This is a genomic window from Aestuariirhabdus sp. LZHN29 (assembly GCF_049985285.1).
Classification (GTDB): Bacteria; Pseudomonadota; Gammaproteobacteria; order Pseudomonadales; family Aestuariirhabdaceae; genus Aestuariirhabdus.
In genome coordinates, this window is sequence record NZ_JBNIEU010000001.1 from 1,245,839 (window position 1) to 1,263,000 (window position 17,162).

Here is a 17,162-nt window from a genome sequence, read left to right on the forward strand (position 1 = left end):
ATTGGTTCACCATTGAGTTAGGTAATTCGTTTGGCCTCACCTGCAGAAAATCAGCCGTCCAGTGGTATTGCGATCTACTTACGGCTGCTGGGTTATGTAAAACCCTACATCGTCCCTTTTGTTATCAGTATCCTCGGCTTTGCCTTTTTTGCGGCGACCCAGCCAGGCTATGCAAAGATGGTCGAGTACTTTATCGAGGGGCTCGAAGGCTCCGACGAGCGTTTTCTCTACCTTGTCCCCCTGGCGGTCGTCGCTCTGGCGGTACTGCGGGGGCTGGGCTCGTTTCTGGGTAATTACTTTCTGGCCAAAGTGTCCCAAGGCTTGGTGCACGATATCCGCATAGAGCTGTTCAATAAGCTGGTGACTCTGCCCAGCCGCTATTTTGATGACAACAACTCAGGCCACCTGATCTCACGTATCACCTATAACGTTACCATGGTCACCGGGGCCGCGACCGACGCGATCAAGGTTGTGGTGCGGGAGGGGTTAACCGTCATTTTCTTGATGGGATACCTGCTCTGGACGAACTGGAAGCTAACCCTCGTATTTTTTGCGTTATTGCCGGTAATCGCATTGATTGTCGGGCTGGTAGGGCGTCGCCTGCGCAAGCTGAGCCATAAAATTCAGGATGCTATGGGTGACGTGACCCATGTTACCTCGGAGACGATCAAAGGCTATCGAGTCGTGCGTAGTTTTGGCGGGGAGGGCTTCGAGAGAAAGCGTTTTCTGAGCGCTTCGCTTAACAATTTTCGCCAGGCCATGAAGATGGTGAAGGTGTCTGCTGTCACCACCCCGGTGCTGCAGTTTTTGGTGATCAGTGCGATGGGGGCGATCATGTTCCTGGTGCTCTATATGCGCGACACCGACTCGACGGCGGCGCTAATCTCCTTCGTGGTGGCGGCGGGTATGCTGCCTAAACCGATTCGCCAGTTGTCCGAGGTATATGGCAACATTCAAAAAGGCATCGCTGCCTGCGAGACCATCTTCGAGCAGCTCGACGAAGCGGAAGAGGTTGACGAAGGTGATCACGAGGTGGAGCGTATTACCGGGCGTATCGAAGTACGCAATCTCAACTTCGCCTACAGCGATGAGGAGGAGCCGGTCCTTAAAGGTTTGAATTTTATTGTGGAGCCGGGCCAGACGGTTGCCCTGGTCGGGCGTTCGGGTAGCGGCAAGAGTACGTTGGCGAGCCTGATTCCCCGTTTTTACAATCATCGGCAGGGTGAGGTTTTGATCGACTCCGTGCCCGTAGAGCGATATACCCTAGCCAGCCTCAGGCGTCAGATCGCCCTGGTGAATCAGCAGGTGAGCCTGTTCAACGATACGGTAGCGAGCAATATCGCTTATGGTGATCTGCAGGACGCTCCCGAAGAGGATATCAAGGCCGCAGCCGAGTCAGCCTACGCGATGGAGTTCATCAAAGACCTTCCCGACGGCCTTCATACCATGATTGGCGAAGACGGCGTGCGTTTGTCGGGTGGCCAGCGCCAGCGGCTGGCGATTGCACGAGCGATCCTCAAAGATGCGCCGATCCTGATCCTTGATGAGGCGACATCGGCCCTTGATACCGAGTCCGAGCGTTACATACAGGACGCCCTGGATGAGGTGATGAAAAATCGCACTACGCTGGTGATCGCCCATCGCCTGTCCACGATTGAAAAAGCAGACCGCATACTGGTTATGGACAAGGGGCGAATTATTGAGAGCGGCACACATAGCGAATTGCTGGAGATTGGTGAGCACTATGCGCGCCTGCACAGCCAGCAATTTGAGGATGAAGCGCAGTAATCTTGCTGTGCTGCCGACTACCCCTTATCTTCTACTTTATTGCAAACACTGGAATTCGTTGTCATGAAATTAACCCTTCCTCGTTTTGACCAGGCGCGTGTACTGGTGATTGGCGACGTGATGCTGGATCGTTACTGGCATGGAGCCACTTCCCGCATCTCCCCGGAAGCACCGGTTCCGGTGGTCAAGGTCAATCAGGTCGAGGACCGGCCTGGGGGCGCGGGCAACGTAGCGCTCAATGTGGCCGCGTTGGGGGCTCCGGCATTTTTGGTGGCGCCCACGGGCGATGATGAAGCGGCAGCGGTGCTGCGCACGCGCCTCGAAGCGGCTGGTGTCTATTGTGATTTCGAAACGGTGGATGGAGATCCTACCATCACCAAGCTGAGGGTGATCAGCCACAGCCAGCAGTTGATTCGACTCGACTTCGAAGAACCCTTCGAGCACCTGGATATTTCTGCCCTCACCCTGCGTTACGGGGCGTTGCTGGCAAATGTCGACGTGGTCATTCTTTCTGATTACAGCAAGGGCGCGCTTCGCAACCATCAACAGCTGATCGCGATGGCACGGGAGGCCGGGGTGGCGGTGTTAGCCGATCCCAAGGGGCACGATTTTAGCCTGTACCGGGGAGCAACCCTGATCACCCCCAACCTGCATGAGTTTGAAGCGGTAGTGGGTCATTGCCGTGACGAGCAGACGCTGGTCGACAAGGGCGTTGAGCTATTGCGTGAGCTGGACCTGCAAGCCTTGCTGGTTACCCGTGGAGAGCACGGCATGACCCTGTTGCGCGAGGGTGAGCCCGAACTCCACCTGCCGGCGAAGGCCCGGGAGGTTTACGATGTAACGGGGGCGGGAGATACCGTGATCTCGGTATTGGCGACGGCGCTGGCCGCCGGTGAGCGCATGCCCCAGGCGGTGGCGTTGGCCAATATTGCAGCTGGAGTTGTCGTGGGTAAGCTGGGGACCGCTGTAATCAGTGCGCCGGAGTTGCGCCGAGCGGTGCACAAGAGCCAGGGCTCGGAGCGAGGCGTGATGAGCGCCGACCAATTATTGGTTGCGGTGGAGGACGCCCGTGCCCATGGCGAAAAAATTGTCTTCACCAATGGCTGCTTCGATATTCTTCATGCGGGTCATGTTGGCTATCTGGAGCAGGCGCGCTCTCTGGGGGACCGCCTCATTGTGGCGGTCAACAGCGATGCCTCGGTGAAGCGGCTGAAAGGCGAGGGCCGCCCGATTAATCCGGCGGAGCGCCGGATGGCTGTGCTGGCGGGGCTGGAGGCCGTGGACTGGTCGGTTTGTTTTGCCGAAGATACGCCAGAATCACTGTTGGCAATGATTCGCCCTGATGTGTTGGTCAAAGGGGGCGATTACGGTGTCGATGGCGTGGTCGGCGGCGATATCGTGCGTGAATACGGCGGCGAGGTGGCGGTGCTCGATTTCCTCGATAACTGCTCTACGACGGCGATCGTCAACAAAATTCTCGATAAACCCTGAGCAAATGGGTGTCGTTGCTGGGATGTGTTAGCAGCAGGGATGGTAGTTGCTCAGGCGGATATTGTCGCTATTTACCCACACCCCCTGACGCGGGGCGAAATATTCGCTGAGCAGCAGTCTGTCGCCCCCCTCTGCAGGTAGAAGCAGGTCATCGCGTAGCTGGTAGAGCCCTCCGTCGAGCAGGTCGTATTCGTTGAGGGGGGCCAGCCATAAGGGTTCACGATACTCCCAATGGGTTTCCAGCATTTTTCCTGTAGGGGTCAGGCGCTCTTCCAGCTGCCACAGAGTGAGCCCCCGGGGTAGCCGGTCGGGCAGCTCCAGGTCCCAGTGGAAAACCAATTGCACGCTACCGGTGGGCCGGTGCAAGTAGCACTCGCAGGCGCCCAGGCGCTCTCCTTGCCATAGAATGGGAGTGCCCTCGAATTCGCTGGATGCCTTCAGTATTGCCCTGTCGGACTGGTAGGCAAGCTGGCTGGAGTAAGGTCGTGGTAGTGCGCTGTTGCCGCGTAACAGGGGCAGTAACCCCTCGGGGGTCTGCAGTAATAGCTCTTCGCACAGTTCCTGTTCGAGTGCTCGCCACGGGGCGCCTAAATGGTCGCAGTCCACGTAACCCGAGGGTAACTTCAGTACCTCGTCGGCCCGGTCATGGCGTTGCTGATGCACCATCATCAGGTAGCGTTGCCCTTGCCAATGCACACGGATAAAACCGGATACCCCAAGGTGGGTAGCAACAAACGCCGTACCCTGCTGCCGGGGTGGTTGTGCCCGCTGGCGCAGCAGCTCGGCAAAGCCGAAGGGCGGTTGGCATGGGCTAAGGGAGATACCGCCAGTCTTTAGGGTGACGCGGATGTTTCGTGTCTTGAATCTGTCGGCAGGGTGTTGGCTGAGCAACACGGTTTAGCGCCCCAGTGCGCTCAGTGCAGCGTGAAGATTGCTGCGCAGGTGGTGCGCATTGATCGTGCCGACGATGGCGCTGCCGACCCCGGGGCGGGAGAAGACAAACTTCATGCTCCGGGCGACGGGATCCTCTCCCTGTTGGCACAGGTGACCGCTGGCCAACGCCTTTTTAATCAGAATGCCTTTGTTGTTGGCGTGGGCGTAGTCGATCACCTCCGCTTCCTGCTGCTGGTTGAGATTGTAGGTGACCATCGCGCAATCGCTTTGCTGCAGGGCGGCGATGCCCCCTGCGACGGTCTTGCTGGAGATGCCAGTGGCGCGAATCAAACCCTGCTGCTTGAGTTCGTTTAACACCTCCAGCGTGCCATAACGTTGCACGATATCCAGGTCATTACCGTCGGAATGCACCAGCACCAGATCGAGATAGTCGGTATTGAGTCGTTGCAGGCTGCGTTCGATGCTGAAGCGGGTGTATTCCGGGGTAAAATCGTAATGAGAGGCCCCGTTGTCAAACTCCTCACCCACCTTGGTACAGATGACCCAGCGTTGGCGCTGTCCGGCAAGCAGGGTACCAAGGCGCTCTTCACTGTTGCCGTAGGCGGGGGCGGTATCGATCAGGTTGATGCCCAGCTCGGCCGCCAGGTTGATCAGTGCCAGCGCCTGCCGATCATCGGGGATTTTGAAGTCACTGGGGTATTTAACACCCTTATTGCGGCCCAGCTTGACGGTGCCAAACCCGAGGGGCGTCACCTCGACCCCGGTATCGGCGATGGGGGTAGTGATCATGCAAAGGCCTCGTGCCAGAAGGGTTTCCCTATAAGGGGGTGGGGTAAAGCGCTGGCGGCGGCCGGTTGCGGCGTTTGGGGTTTGACCCCCTGCTGCTGTAACTGTTTCAGGACCTCATCGCTCAGGTTGGGGGCCAGAGCCAGTTTGGTGGGCCAGGTAACGATACTGTTATAAAGGTTCTTGCAGTAGGCCGCATCGGGTCGCAGCAGGTTGCTCTGGCGCGGCTCGGCGCGGTCGACCCGCAATGTGCCCCACTCGGCGGCGGCAAAGTCGATCCAGGGCATAAGCTGGTGCAGCTCTTGCTGGCACACCGCTATCTGCTCATGGCGATCGCGTTTTACCCCGGTTTCTGCGGGCTCGCCACCGATGTACCAGATCCAGTTGCCATCGCCATCGGGGTGGCTGGTGATGGTAAGGCGAGGAACGGTACTGGTGCCAATGCAGTGGGCAAACAGGGGGTGTGCCCCCGGCACCCTGACCATTCCCATGTGCAGGGGACGTAGTTGCATCTGTGGCCCTTCGACCCCCCAGCGCTGAATTAGGTCGGCCGTGCCGGCACCAGCCGTGAACACGTAGCGCCGCGCGCGCAGGGTTGTGCGCTGGCCTTTATGCTCCATCGTAATGGAGTTAATCTTGCCATCGGCGTCGCTATGGATCTGGCTATGGTTCCAGTCGACGGCAAGGGTGCGATCCTCCAACCCCTCAACCAGCGCCGAGACCACGCTGGGAACGTCGAGCACAAACTCCTTGAGCTGGTAGAGGGTACCGCGAAAAGCGGGGTCCTGGAAAAAAGCGGGGTACTGCTTCGGCTTGAGCTGGTCGACTCGTCCCCTGAGCGCCTTGCTGGCAAAGAAGGTGGTGAGCTTCGATCCCAGTCCGGCGCTGGACCACATGTAGTGGTGGGGGCTGAGCACCGTTGCCGCCGACAGATCGACTTCACCATTACCGGCAAGGCACGCTTGCCAGCGTTGGGGCATACCCGCGATGCACTCGGAGGCACTGGTGAGACTTCCCGATAAGGCATACTTGGTGCCGCCGTGGATGATGCCCTGGGACTTGATCGTTTGTCCGCCTCCAAGGGTTCCGTTCTCCAGCAGTAGCGTAGAGTACCCCAGGGAGCTGAGACGCCGGAATAGCCAGAGGCCGGCGATGCCTCCGCCCAGGATAGCGATGTCCGTGTCCAGATCGTGTGTCATGCTGTGCTCGTCAACCCAATAAGGCCCACAGTATACGGTGACCCTGCGCTGAGGTCACCGGCGGGGGCTCATTTGCGCTGCCAACAGGGTATAATCGCGGCTCCCTTTGACGCCTGTTTACCCATTATGTTGAATCGCTTTAGCTACAGTCTGCTGTTTTATCTGCTGCTCCCGTTGGTGATGCTGCGCTTGTTGTATCGGGCCTGGCGCGCACCGGCTTATGCCCGGCGCTGGCGCGAACGTTTCGGTTGGTTTGACGCATCTTGTCTGCAGGGTAAGGCGGTGATCTGGGTGCACAGCGTCTCGGTGGGGGAATCCATAGCGGCGGCGCCGCTGGTGAGAGGGCTGCAGCAGCAATACCCGGGGCATCAATTGGTGGTCACCACCATGACACCGACCGGGTCGGAGCGGGTGAAAGCGATCTATGGTGAAAGCGTATTCCATGTTTATGCCCCCTATGATTTGCCGGGCTCGGTGGCTCGCTTTTTACGCCGCACCCGACCGCAGCTGGCGATTATTATGGAAACGGAGCTGTGGCCGAATACGGTTGCGGCCTGTCATGGGCAGAATATTCCTGTATTGCTGGCCAATGCCCGGTTATCTGAGCGCAGTGCTCGGGGCTACGGTCGTTTTCCCGCGTTGGTTGGCCCCATGTTGCAGGCGCTGAGTGGGATTGCGGCACAGAGCGAAGAGGCAGCGGCCCGGTTTCGATCCTTGGGCGTCGAGGCGGCCCGGGTATGGGTTACCGGTAGCCTAAAATTCGACCTGCCGGTAGACGCGTCGGTACGCCAGCAGGGTGTCGAGTTGCGTAAGCAGTGGCTGCAACAGCAGGCCAATGGAACACGGGTAGTGGTTGCCGCCAGTACCCACCAGGGTGAGGATGAGCAGGTACTGAGCGCGGTCGCTCAGCTGGAAACACCGCCCCTGTTAGTGTTGGTTCCCAGGCATCCGGAGCGGTTTTCATCGGTCGCAGAGCTACTTGAAAAGCGCGGACTGGTTTTCGCCCGCCGCAGCCTCGGGCAGCAGGTTGTTGGCGATACCCGGGTAGTGCTGGCCGACACCATGGGCGAGATGCTGGCCTTTTTGGGGGCTGCAGACGTCGCCTTTATTGGAGGGAGTCTGGTGCCGACCGGCGGGCACAATATGCTGGAAGCGTCGGCGCTGGGTGTGCCGGTAGTGAGCGGTCCACACCTGTTTAATTTCAAGGAGATTAGCGACCAGCTGCTGGCTGCAGGTGCGATGCTGGTGGTGAATGATGCCGCCGAGCTAAGTGTGAAGCTGGGTGTCCTGTTAGGCGATGAGCCTGAGCGGCAACGCATGGGGGCGGCGGGAATCGAAGTGGTTGAGAAAAATAAGGGGGCGCTGCAGCGCCAGCTGGAAATTAGCGGGCGGCTGCTCGAGGGGCAACGCCCGCCATTTGATGATTACAGCTGAGGCAGCAGCTCAGTACTGGTTTTGCTGATCCACTGGTTGAGGTCGGTCAGGTCCTGGGGGCTGAGCGTACCGGCCTCGCGCTTGAGGCTGAGGGTGTTGAGTAGGTAGTCGTAGCGGGCGTTGAGGTAATCCCGCTGCGAGGCGTAGAGATTCCGCTGCGCATTGAGTACATCGACGATATTTCGAGACCCTACTTCATAGCCACTTTCGGTTGCATCCAGTGCACTTTGGGTGGAGATAATACCCAGCGCCCGTGCCGAAATACGTTCTACGTCGGCGGTTACGGTGCTATAGAGGTTGCGAGTGCGCTGGCTGGTCTGGCGGTTGAGGGAATCCAGTCGGTCCTGGGCCTCTTGCAGACGATAAGTAGATTCGCGGACCCGTGAGCTGGTACCCCCACCGCTGTAAATCGGAACGCTGAGTTGCAAGCCGTAGTATTGGGAATCCTCTTTTCCAGCGAAGCCCGTCGCCGTCAGCGTTGGGTCGCCTGTGACGCTGTGAGAAAAGCGGGCGACGGCATCCACGGTGGGTGCGTGTCCGGATTTTGAAAGCTTCAGTGTCTCCTGGGTTGCCCGCACCGCTTCACGCGCAGCGTGAATGCTCAGGTTTTGTGTCAGGGATGTTTTGACCCACTCCTCCTTTACTGCCGGGGTAGGGTTGACGACCGGCATATCCTTATTCAGGCTGCCGATCTTACGATGCTCCTGCTTGGTCAGGGTGCGCAGCCGCTCCAGGCTGACCTCCACATTATTTTCAGCCACGATACGGTTAACCCGGGCGTTGTCATAGACAGCCTGCGCCTCATGGACATCGGTCTGGGCAATCAGGCCGACTTCGAAACGTTGCTGCGCTTGCTCTAGCTGGCGCTTGAAAGCCTTCTCTTCCGAGACCGTAGTTGTGAGGGTGTCTTCTGCGCGTAACACCCCAAAATACGCATCGGCAACCCGCAGGATAAGGTCTTGCTGGGTAACGCTGAACTCCGCTTTTGCCTGCTCGGAAAGTGCCTGTGCGCGGGTGTAGGTAAACCATCGCTCGAGGCGAAAAACCGGTTGCACCAGTTGGGCTGCCCAACCGTGCTCGTTATAGCTCCGGGTCCTGTTAAAGCTGGATGCCGAAGTGGAGGCGAGATTTCGGTCGGTGGCCGAGGCGGTCGACGCATCTAGGGAGATGTTGGGTAACAAACCTGCTAGCCCTTGGCTAGGCAGCTCTTCGTTTGCGCTCAGTGAGGCCCCTGCGGCCGCGAGTTCAGCATCGTTGGCCACTGCCTGTTGGTAGATCTCTAGCAGGTCAGCTGGATCCTGCTGTGCATACAGTGGCGCGGCCAGTGTTGCGAGGCCGATGAACAGATAACCCGATAAGTGTTTTAAAGCCATGATTTGTGCTGTTCCCTGTTTGTTGAACCAGCGACGTGCCGCTAACCGGCGCCGCATACAATACAACCTGCCTTTTGATTTAACCCAGTGTAACAAAACGAGTTGGGGTGGGAGTATAAAATATCCCGCTACTCAGTATATAGTAGCCCACTCTATATTTTATCCCCGCACCCTCAGCTTAATGCTGGCGAGCAGAGTTTCAGCCGTGCGGGAGCACCCCTCAGGCGTATGCTGATATACGTCAACCTGACCCAGATTTAGATAAGGCCTAACAATGAACAAACCTGCAGATGAATTATTGAGCGAAACGGCTAGGGTTGACGGCGCATCGGTTAAGCCGTTTCCCAATTCCCGCAAGATTTATGTGGAGGGAAGCCGAGCGACTATTCGGGTACCGATGCGGGAGATCTCTCTCGCCGATACCTCAACGGATCTCGGTGGCGAGCCCAATGCTCCGGTGATGGTGTATGACACATCGGGTCCCTATTCTGATCCGCACGTATCGATCGACATTCGCAAGGGACTGGCCGGGGTGCGTGATAGCTGGATTCTGGAGCGGGCCGACACCGAAGTGCTGCCTGCATCGAGTTCCGAGTTCGCGCTTCAGCGTGAGGAGGATGATGGGTTAAAGAGCCTGCGTTTCGCCCTGCAGCGCAAACCTCGCCGAGCGTTGGCCGGGAAAAATGTGACCCAGTTGCATTACGCCCGTCAGGGAATCATTACGCCCGAAATGGAGTTTGTGGCGATCCGCGAAAATATGAAACTGGAGGAAGCTCGTGCCCAGGGGGCGCTGGAACAGCATCCCGGCCAGTCATTTGGAGCCGCTATTCCCCAACAGGTCACCCCCGAGTTTGTCCGTGAGGAGATCGCACGCGGACGCGCCATTATTCCGGCCAACATTAATCACCCGGAGCTTGAGCCCATGATCATCGGGCGTAATTTCTTGGTGAAGATAAACGGCAATATCGGCAACAGTGCGCTGGGCTCTTCGATCGAAGAGGAGGTCGCCAAACTGACCTGGGGTATTCGCTGGGGTTCGGACACGGTCATGGACCTTTCTACCGGGAAGAATATCCACGAAACCCGTGAGTGGATTGTACGCAACTCACCGGTGCCGATCGGTACAGTACCCATCTATCAGGCGTTGGAGAAAGTGAATGGCATCGCTGAAGACCTGACCTGGGAGGTGTTTCGTGACACCTTGATCGAGCAGGCCGAGCAGGGAGTGGACTACTTCACGATCCATGCCGGCGTGCTGCTGCGCCATGTGCCGATGACCGCCAAGCGGGTGACCGGCATCGTATCCCGTGGGGGCTCGATTATGGCCAAGTGGTGTCTGGCGCACCACAAAGAGAATTTTCTCTACTCTCACTTCGAAGAGATCTGCGAAATCATGAAGGCTTACGACGTCTCATTTTCGCTGGGCGACGGTTTGCGCCCCGGATCCATCGCTGATGCCAACGATGAGGCCCAGTTTGGCGAGCTGGAGGTGCTGGGCGAGCTCACCAAAATCGCCTGGAAGCACGATGTGCAAGTGATTATTGAAGGCCCGGGCCATATCCCGATGCACATGATCAAGGAGAATATGGACAAGCAGCTGAAGGAGTGCGATGAGGCGCCTTTCTATACGCTTGGGCCGCTAACGACCGACATCGCCCCCGGCTACGACCATATTACGTCCGGTATCGGTGCCGCGATGATTGGATGGTATGGGTGCGCAATGCTTTGTTACGTTACCCCCAAAGAGCACCTTGGGTTGCCCAATAAAGATGATGTAAAAGAGGGTATTATTACCTATAAGATTGCAGCCCACGCCGCAGATCTGGCGAAAGGCCATCCGGGCGCCCAAATTCGCGACAACGCGATGTCCAAGGCTCGTTTTGAGTTCCGCTGGGAAGACCAGTTTAACCTCGGTCTCGATCCGGATACGGCGCGTGAATATCACGACGAAACCCTGCCCAAGGAATCGGCGAAGGTTGCCCATTTTTGTTCTATGTGCGGACCCAAATTCTGCTCCATGAAGATCAGTCAGGAGGTGCGCCAGCTGGACGATAATCAAATAGCTGCCATCAACCTCGAAGCCGATAAGGGGATGCAGGAGAAATCTGAGCAGTTTAAACAGCAGGGATCGGAGATCTACCAAAAGGTGTAATGTGACATCATCTGTCAGCAAACGACGCTACCAGATTGACCTGGCGGCGCAGCATGCGCTCTGCGAGCATAATTATGCTCGCCTGTTCAAGTTGCTGCCGAACTGGGATCGAGTCGATGAGCGAAGCTTTGCCATCAGTTATGGTGACCACCACGCCCGAGTGCGCCTGTTGATACAGCAACGTTGCCCCTATACCAGCATGCTGGAAGTGAGTCATCAGGGGGGGATGGGCCAGTGGCTGGCGCCACCGTTGATGCAGGTTCGGGTCTATCACGACCTGCGTATGGCCGAAGTGGTTAGCGCACTGGATCGGCAGAACCTGGCGGCGCGTTATGATTACCCCAACGCGCGGATGGACCTGCCCGATGAGAAAGCGCAGTGGAACCGTTTTTTGGGTGAATGGCTGAGTCATTGCATTGAAGGAGGGCGCAGCCTTGAGTCCTGGCAAGCCACAGCGATGTGACTGAGTTGGGAATTTTGCCATAAACCCCCTGAGTCCTATCAGGTGCGCTGCTATAGTGAGACCTTCGAAGGGAAAGTATTAGCGGCTGAGGTCGCACGTTAGGGAGTCTGTTTTGCCCAGTCCTGGTTCATCGTCTGTTATCAAATTGATGCAGATTACCGATTGCCACCTGTTTGCCCATCCGGGCGGGCGGCTGATGGGTGTAGATACAACCTTGACCCTCGATTGGGTGATGGATCTGGCGTCGTCGCTGGAACGCCCCGATCACCTGTTGCTGACCGGAGACCTGGCCCAGGACGGCTCTGTGGCTGCCTATCAAAAGCTGCGTGACAGGGTTGCCCTGATACAGGACTCCTCCAGCTGGATCTGTGGTAATCACGATAACGGCCTGGCGATGGCTGAAGCGCTCGCCGATACTCCAGAGGCGCTGGTCAAGTGTGTGCGAATGGGCCCCTGGCAAGTGCTTATGCTGCACTCTCAGGTCGAAGGTGAGGTTGGCGGATGGCTTGCGGAGTCAGAGCTGGAACTGGTCGAAAGGTGCCTGCGCGAGTTCGGCGGCCACAGCCTGATCTGCATGCACCACCATCCGTTAGCCATCGATAGCCAGTGGATGGATCGTATAGCCATTGGCAATAGAGAGCAGTTATGGGAACGGCTGGCCTTTGCGAGGGGAAGCGTCGTATTGCTGTGTGGCCATGTGCATCAGCAGCAGGAGCTGGAGCGGCAAGGTATTACAATGCTGTCCACACCGGCAACCTGCTTTCAGTTCGCCCCGCTGGGCGAGGCGTTCGGTGTCACGAGCGAGATGCCAGGGTTGCGTACGATCGAGCTACATGATGATGGATCCGTAGTGAGCGAGGTTCATCGGGTGAGCCCGCGTGAGTTGACGATCAATCGCGAGTTGATGGGGTATTAAGCCGCATAGGCAACAGCGCCGCTTGTTTCGTCGCCCTGTTTTGCTTACTCTTCTGGGCTTCGCCCAATAATCAACTGCTGTGTGGCCATCCGCTCAATGACCGACTCTCCCCTGCTGATCTATATACACGGGTTTAACAGCTCGGCGCGCTCTGCAAAAGCGGTGCAACTACAGCAAGATCTGTCGCGGCAGGCATTTGATAGCGAGCTGTGGCTGCCCGATCTACCCCATTGGCCTGCGCAAGCGGTGCGGGTGCTGTTTGCCCGCCTGCGTCCCGAGGTCGGGCAACGACCCATTGCGTTGATTGGCAGCTCGCTGGGTGGCTATTACGGCACCTGGTTGCGAGAGCGCTTATTGGCCGAATCGCCGCCAGGAACCCGTATTCCCCTGGTGTTGATTAACCCTGCGGTACGCCCCTACGAATACTGGGGTGGTTACCTGGGCCCACAGCAGAATCACCATACTGGCGAGCGCTATGAGTTAACGCAGGATCACCTGCGCCAACTGGTGTTGTTGGATATCGGGGAGGTAAGCGAGCCCGATGACTGCCTTTTGATGGTGCAAACCGGGGATGAAACCCTCGACTATCGCCGAGCTCTCGATCGATATGCCGGATGCCGGCAGCGGGTTGAGGAGGGAGGCTCCCACGGATTTGATGGCTTCGAAGCGGCGCTGCCAGAGATCTACCGTTTTTTCAATTTATCGATGCGTAGTGATATCACCCTGATATGAGCAATCAAAATTATAACGCTGAAGCGATAGAGGTTCTAAGTGGACTGGATCCGGTGCGCAAGCGCCCGGGTATGTACACCGAAACGACTCGCCCCAATCACCTGGCCCAGGAGGTCATCGATAACAGTGTCGATGAGGCGCTGGCGGGGTTTGCCACCCAGCTGACCGTCACCCTGCACCCTGATAATTCGCTGGAGGTCGGTGACAACGGGCGCGGAATGCCGGTCGATATTCATCCCGAAGAGGGGGTGAGCGGGGTCGAATTGATCCTCACCAGACTCCATGCCGGCGGCAAGTTTTCCAATGATAACTATCAGTTCTCCGGAGGCCTGCACGGTGTGGGCGTGTCGGTGGTCAACGCACTATCAACCCGGCTCGAGGTGACGGTGCGCCGTGATGGCCAGGTTTATCGTATGGGGTTTACCAGCGGGGACAAGGCAACCGAACTTGAAGTAATCGACAGTTGCGGCAAACGCAACACGGGTACCCAGGTAAGATTTCAGGCCGACCCGAAATATTTCGACACCCCCAAATACTCGGTATCCCGCCTAAAGCACGTACTACGGGCTAAAGCGGTTTTATGCCCCGGGTTGAAAGTGGTCTTCAATGACCTGCAGGGGGATGCCTCTGAGGAGTGGCTGTTCGAGTCGGGTCTTCAGGACTACCTGATGGTCGCGACCCGGGGGTGGGAAACCCTGCCCCCCGAACCCTTTACCGGCGCCATGAGTGGTAACTCGGAGGCGGTCGACTGGGCGGTGCAATGGCTACCGGAAGGAGGCGAGCTGATAACGGAAAGCTACGTGAACCTGATTCCAACGGCGCAGGGGGGCACCCACGTTAACGGTTTGCGCACCGGGTTGCTGGAAGCGCTGCGGGAGTTTTGCGAATTTCGTAGCCTGATGCCCCGGGGCGTCAAACTCTCTCCCGACGATATCTGGGATCGGTGTTGTTACGTGCTGTCGGCGAAACTGGCTGACCCGCAGTTCTCCGGCCAAACCAAGGAGCGTCTCTCCTCCAGGGAGTGTGCGGCATTCGTATCCGGTGTAGTCAAGGATGCGTTCAGTCTTTGGCTGAACCAGCATACCGCCCAGGCCGAAGCGCTGGCCGAGCTCTGTATTAACAATGCCCAGCGCCGATTGCGGGCGAGCAAAAAGGTAGCGCGTAAGCGAATCACCTCTGGCCCGGCGTTGCCGGGCAAGCTGGCAGATTGTTCGAGCCAGGATAATGTGCGCAGCGAACTCTTTCTGGTGGAGGGGGACTCCGCTGGCGGTAGCGCAAAGCAGGCCCGTGACCGTGAGTTTCAGGCCATCATGCCGCTGCGGGGTAAAATCCTTAACACCTGGGAGGTCGATTCCAGCGAGGTGTTGGCGTCCCAGGAGATTCATGATATCTCGGTGGCGCTGGGGGTTGATCCGGGCTCCAACCAGCTCGATGGTTTGCGCTACGGAAAAATTTGTATTTTGGCGGATGCGGACTCCGACGGTTTGCATATTGCGACGCTGCTTTGCGCGCTGTTTGTGAAACATTTCCGCCCCCTGGTCGAGGCGGGGCACATCCATGTCGCCATGCCCCCCCTGTATCGGATCGATGTCGGCAAAGAGGTGTTTTACGCCCTCGACGATGGCGAGAAGAAAGGTTTGCTCGATCGCATTGAGGCAGAAAAGATGCGCGGCAAAATCAATGTGCAGCGGTTTAAGGGGTTGGGTGAGATGAATCCACTGCAGCTGCGGGAAACCACCATGGCCCCCGATACCCGTCGCCTGGTGCAGCTGACGGTAGCGACGGGGGATGACACCACCAGTTCGATGGATATGTTGCTGGCGAAAAAACGCGCCGGTGATCGCAAAGTGTGGCTGGAAAGCAGCGGCAACCTTGCCGATGTCTAAGGAGCCTGCGAATAAGCTCTGGATAGCGAGTTTTCCTGCGCCCGAACTGGCTTTTGATCACCTGAAAGGAGTGCTCGACCCGAACCGCTGACTCCTGTTGGAGCGTGGTTGATGCAGCAGCTGGTCGAGCGGCTCGCAACCGGCCTGCAACCCCAATCCATCACGCAGGCCCGGTTGGGGTGCAGATATGGCCTCAGTCCGTTTCATTCGCAACCACCGATAACGGGTCGCGCAAGGGCGCGAAAAGTTGCCTCCACGAAGTTAAATCGATTGGCGCTCACCGAGGCTGTGAAAGCGGGTGATCCGAATTGCTGGCCCGAACCTGTCCATTTAGGCGACCTGTATAGATACACATTATAGATAGTGGCTATGCCACAGCCTATGCTGTGAGACTGGTGACCAATGCACAGCTTACCAATTAACGAAGGGTCGTTGATGTGGGTCAAGGATTGGTGCCAGGGGGGGGGGGCACTCGACCAATGTCAAGAGTGACTCTGGCTCAAATTTCCGGATAATGGTCATGTTGTGCGTAGTGTCTCTCTTTGTGTGTGATCCATCTCTCCACTTCACCTGATGGCGTTGGGATAAGCTCAAACGCTAGAGACTGACTTTGTTTTGGATATAAGTGGTACTTTCGTGCCAGCTGTGGCAGTAAGAGCAGGGAGAATCAAGTAGGAAATGACTGGCCTAATGAATTGTTTCAAAGCCTACGATATTCGTGGCCAGCTCGACAGCGAGCTAAATGAAGAGTTCGCCTACCGTATTGGCCGAGCCTATGCGCGTTTTCTACAGCCTGCCGAAGTGGTGGTGGGTAGTGATATTCGCCATTCCAGTGAGCCGTTGAAGCAGGCGCTGAGTAATGGGTTGCGTGATGAAGGGGTGAATGTGGTCGATATCGGTCACTGCGGTACCGAAGAGGTCTACTTCGCCACCCGCCATCTCGATCTGGACGGCGGCATTATGGTCACCGCCAGCCACAACCCCATCGATTACAACGGCATGAAGCTGGTGCGCCGTGAAGCGCGCCCCATCAGTGGCGATACAGGTCTTAACGATATACGCGATATCGTTTATGGCGGCGAGCTCGATAACGCACTCGCAGTTACCGTTCGGGGCGGATATCGCCAGCAGGATACCCGGGCCGACTACGTCGCTTTTCTGCAGGGCTTTGTTGAGCCTTCACTGTTGAAGCCCCTGAAACTGGTAGTTAATGCCGGCAATGGTTCCGCCGCACCTCTTGTAGATGCGCTGGAGGCGGTGCTGCCCTTTGAGCTGATCAAGGTACACCACACCCCCGATGGGGATTTCCCCAACGGCATCCCTAACCCGATTTTGCCAGAAAATCAGCCCGCGACGGCGCAGGCCGTTATCGAGCAGGGGGCCGATATGGGCATCGCCTGGGATGGGGATTTCGACCGCTGCTTTTTGTTTGACGAAAACGGCCGTTTTATCGAGGGCTACTATATTGTCGGTTTGCTGGCCGAAGCCTTCCTTAGTAAACAGCCCGGGTCCAGCATCATCCACGACCCTCGTTTGACCTGGAACACCCGAGAGATCTGCCAGCAACAAGGTGGCAAAGCCATACAGAGCAAAACCGGCCACGCTTTTATAAAAGAGCGTATGCGCCTGGAAGACGCCGTTTACGGCGGTGAGATGAGCGCGCACCACTATTTTCGTGATTTCGGCTACTGCGACAGCGGCATGATCCCCTGGCTATTGGTTGCCGAGCTGATCTGTACCCAGGGCAAGCCCCTGTCGGAGATGTTGAACGAACGCATGGCAAAGTTCCCCGCCTCGGGTGAGATCAACCGCCGGCTGGATAACCCGGCCCAGTCGATCGAGCGAGTGCGCGCCCATTACACCGCCGATGCCATTAATACCGACACCACCGACGGCATCAGTATGGAGTTTGAGCACTGGCGCTTTAACCTGCGCAGCTCCAACACCGAGCCGGTGGTACGGCTGAATGTGGAAAGTCGGGGTGATAAGGCGTTGATGCAAAAGAAAACGGAAGACATTCTTCGGGTGCTACATGGATAGAGCAGTAC

General features: G+C 57.5%; 13 protein-coding genes. 9 read left to right on the plus strand and 4 right to left on the minus strand.

All coding sequences use genetic code 11. The features are described 5' to 3' along the window. The first annotated feature begins 30 nt into the window (after positions 1-30). Together msbA and hldE are read left to right on the plus strand one after the other, a co-directional pair. Entirely contained in the window at positions 31-1,788 is a 1,758-nt protein-coding gene (gene msbA / locus ACP3PW_RS05990) for a lipid A export permease/ATP-binding protein MsbA (RefSeq protein WP_426415766.1), read from the plus strand. 63 nt (positions 1,789-1,851) lie between these two features. Next, the gene (gene hldE, locus ACP3PW_RS05995) at positions 1,852-3,279 is read left to right on the plus strand and encodes a bifunctional D-glycero-beta-D-manno-heptose-7-phosphate kinase/D-glycero-beta-D-manno-heptose 1-phosphate adenylyltransferase HldE (RefSeq protein ID WP_426415767.1); all 1,428 of its coding nucleotides are present in this window, start codon (positions 1,852-1,854) and stop codon (positions 3,277-3,279) included. A 27-nt stretch (positions 3,280-3,306) separates the two neighbouring features. Here the strand turns inward: hldE and ACP3PW_RS06000 are convergent, their stop codons facing one another. Genes ACP3PW_RS06000 through ACP3PW_RS06010 form a run of 3 tightly spaced genes read right to left on the minus strand, consistent with a single transcriptional unit; the run spans position 3,307 to position 6,158 of the window. Next, a complete protein-coding gene (locus ACP3PW_RS06000) occupies positions 3,307-4,173 on the minus strand; it encodes a hypothetical protein (RefSeq protein ID WP_426415768.1) in 867 nt (288 codons plus the stop codon). 3 nt (positions 4,174-4,176) lie between these two features. Beyond that, positions 4,177-4,962 carry an aldo/keto reductase gene (locus ACP3PW_RS06005; protein WP_426415769.1) on the minus strand — a complete coding sequence of 262 codons (786 nt, stop codon included), beginning with the start codon at positions 4,960-4,962 and terminating at the stop codon, positions 4,177-4,179. Further along, positions 4,959-6,158, minus strand: a complete 1,200-nt coding sequence (locus ACP3PW_RS06010; RefSeq protein ID WP_426415770.1) for an FAD-dependent oxidoreductase — start codon at positions 6,156-6,158, stop codon at positions 4,959-4,961. The genes ACP3PW_RS06005 and ACP3PW_RS06010 overlap by 4 nt, the downstream gene beginning before the upstream one ends. A gap of 126 nt (positions 6,159-6,284) precedes the next feature. Here ACP3PW_RS06010 and waaA point away from each other — a divergent pair, with 126 nt between their 5' ends. Further along, a complete protein-coding gene (gene waaA, locus ACP3PW_RS06015; RefSeq protein WP_426415771.1) occupies positions 6,285-7,592 on the plus strand; it encodes a lipid IV(A) 3-deoxy-D-manno-octulosonic acid transferase in 1,308 nt (435 codons plus the stop codon). Here the strand turns inward: waaA and ACP3PW_RS06020 are convergent. Next, positions 7,583-8,965 (minus strand): TolC family outer membrane protein, encoded by a 1,383-nt coding sequence (locus ACP3PW_RS06020; RefSeq protein WP_426415772.1) that lies wholly within the window; start codon positions 8,963-8,965, stop codon positions 7,583-7,585. The two genes, waaA and ACP3PW_RS06020, sit on opposite strands and share 10 nt — an antisense overlap. Before the next feature lie 274 nt (positions 8,966-9,239). Between ACP3PW_RS06020 and thiC the strand changes: the two genes are divergently transcribed. From thiC to ACP3PW_RS06050, 6 genes are all read left to right on the plus strand, one after another. Then, positions 9,240-11,117, plus strand: coding sequence for a phosphomethylpyrimidine synthase ThiC (gene thiC, locus ACP3PW_RS06025; RefSeq protein ID WP_426415773.1), 1,878 nt, complete (start codon positions 9,240-9,242; stop codon positions 11,115-11,117). Between the two features lies 1 nt (position 11,118). Then, positions 11,119-11,580, plus strand: a complete 462-nt coding sequence (locus tag ACP3PW_RS06030; RefSeq protein ID WP_426415774.1) for a DUF1249 domain-containing protein — start codon at positions 11,119-11,121, stop codon at positions 11,578-11,580. A gap of 112 nt (positions 11,581-11,692) precedes the next feature. Then, positions 11,693-12,496 (plus strand): metallophosphoesterase, encoded by an 804-nt coding sequence (locus ACP3PW_RS06035; protein WP_426415775.1) that lies wholly within the window; start codon positions 11,693-11,695, stop codon positions 12,494-12,496. 96 nt (positions 12,497-12,592) lie between these two features. After that, the gene (locus ACP3PW_RS06040) at positions 12,593-13,228 is read left to right on the plus strand and encodes a YqiA/YcfP family alpha/beta fold hydrolase (protein ID WP_426415776.1); all 636 of its coding nucleotides are present in this window, start codon (positions 12,593-12,595) and stop codon (positions 13,226-13,228) included. Then, positions 13,225-15,114, plus strand: coding sequence for a DNA topoisomerase IV subunit B (gene parE, locus ACP3PW_RS06045; RefSeq protein WP_426415777.1), 1,890 nt, complete (start codon positions 13,225-13,227; stop codon positions 15,112-15,114). Before ACP3PW_RS06040 ends, parE begins: the two co-directional genes overlap by 4 nt. Before the next feature lie 690 nt (positions 15,115-15,804). Next, positions 15,805-17,154: a phosphomannomutase CpsG gene (locus tag ACP3PW_RS06050; RefSeq protein ID WP_426415778.1), complete on the plus strand. Its 1,350-nt coding sequence runs from the start codon at positions 15,805-15,807 to the stop codon at positions 17,152-17,154. Positions 17,155-17,162: the final 8 nt, after the last annotated feature.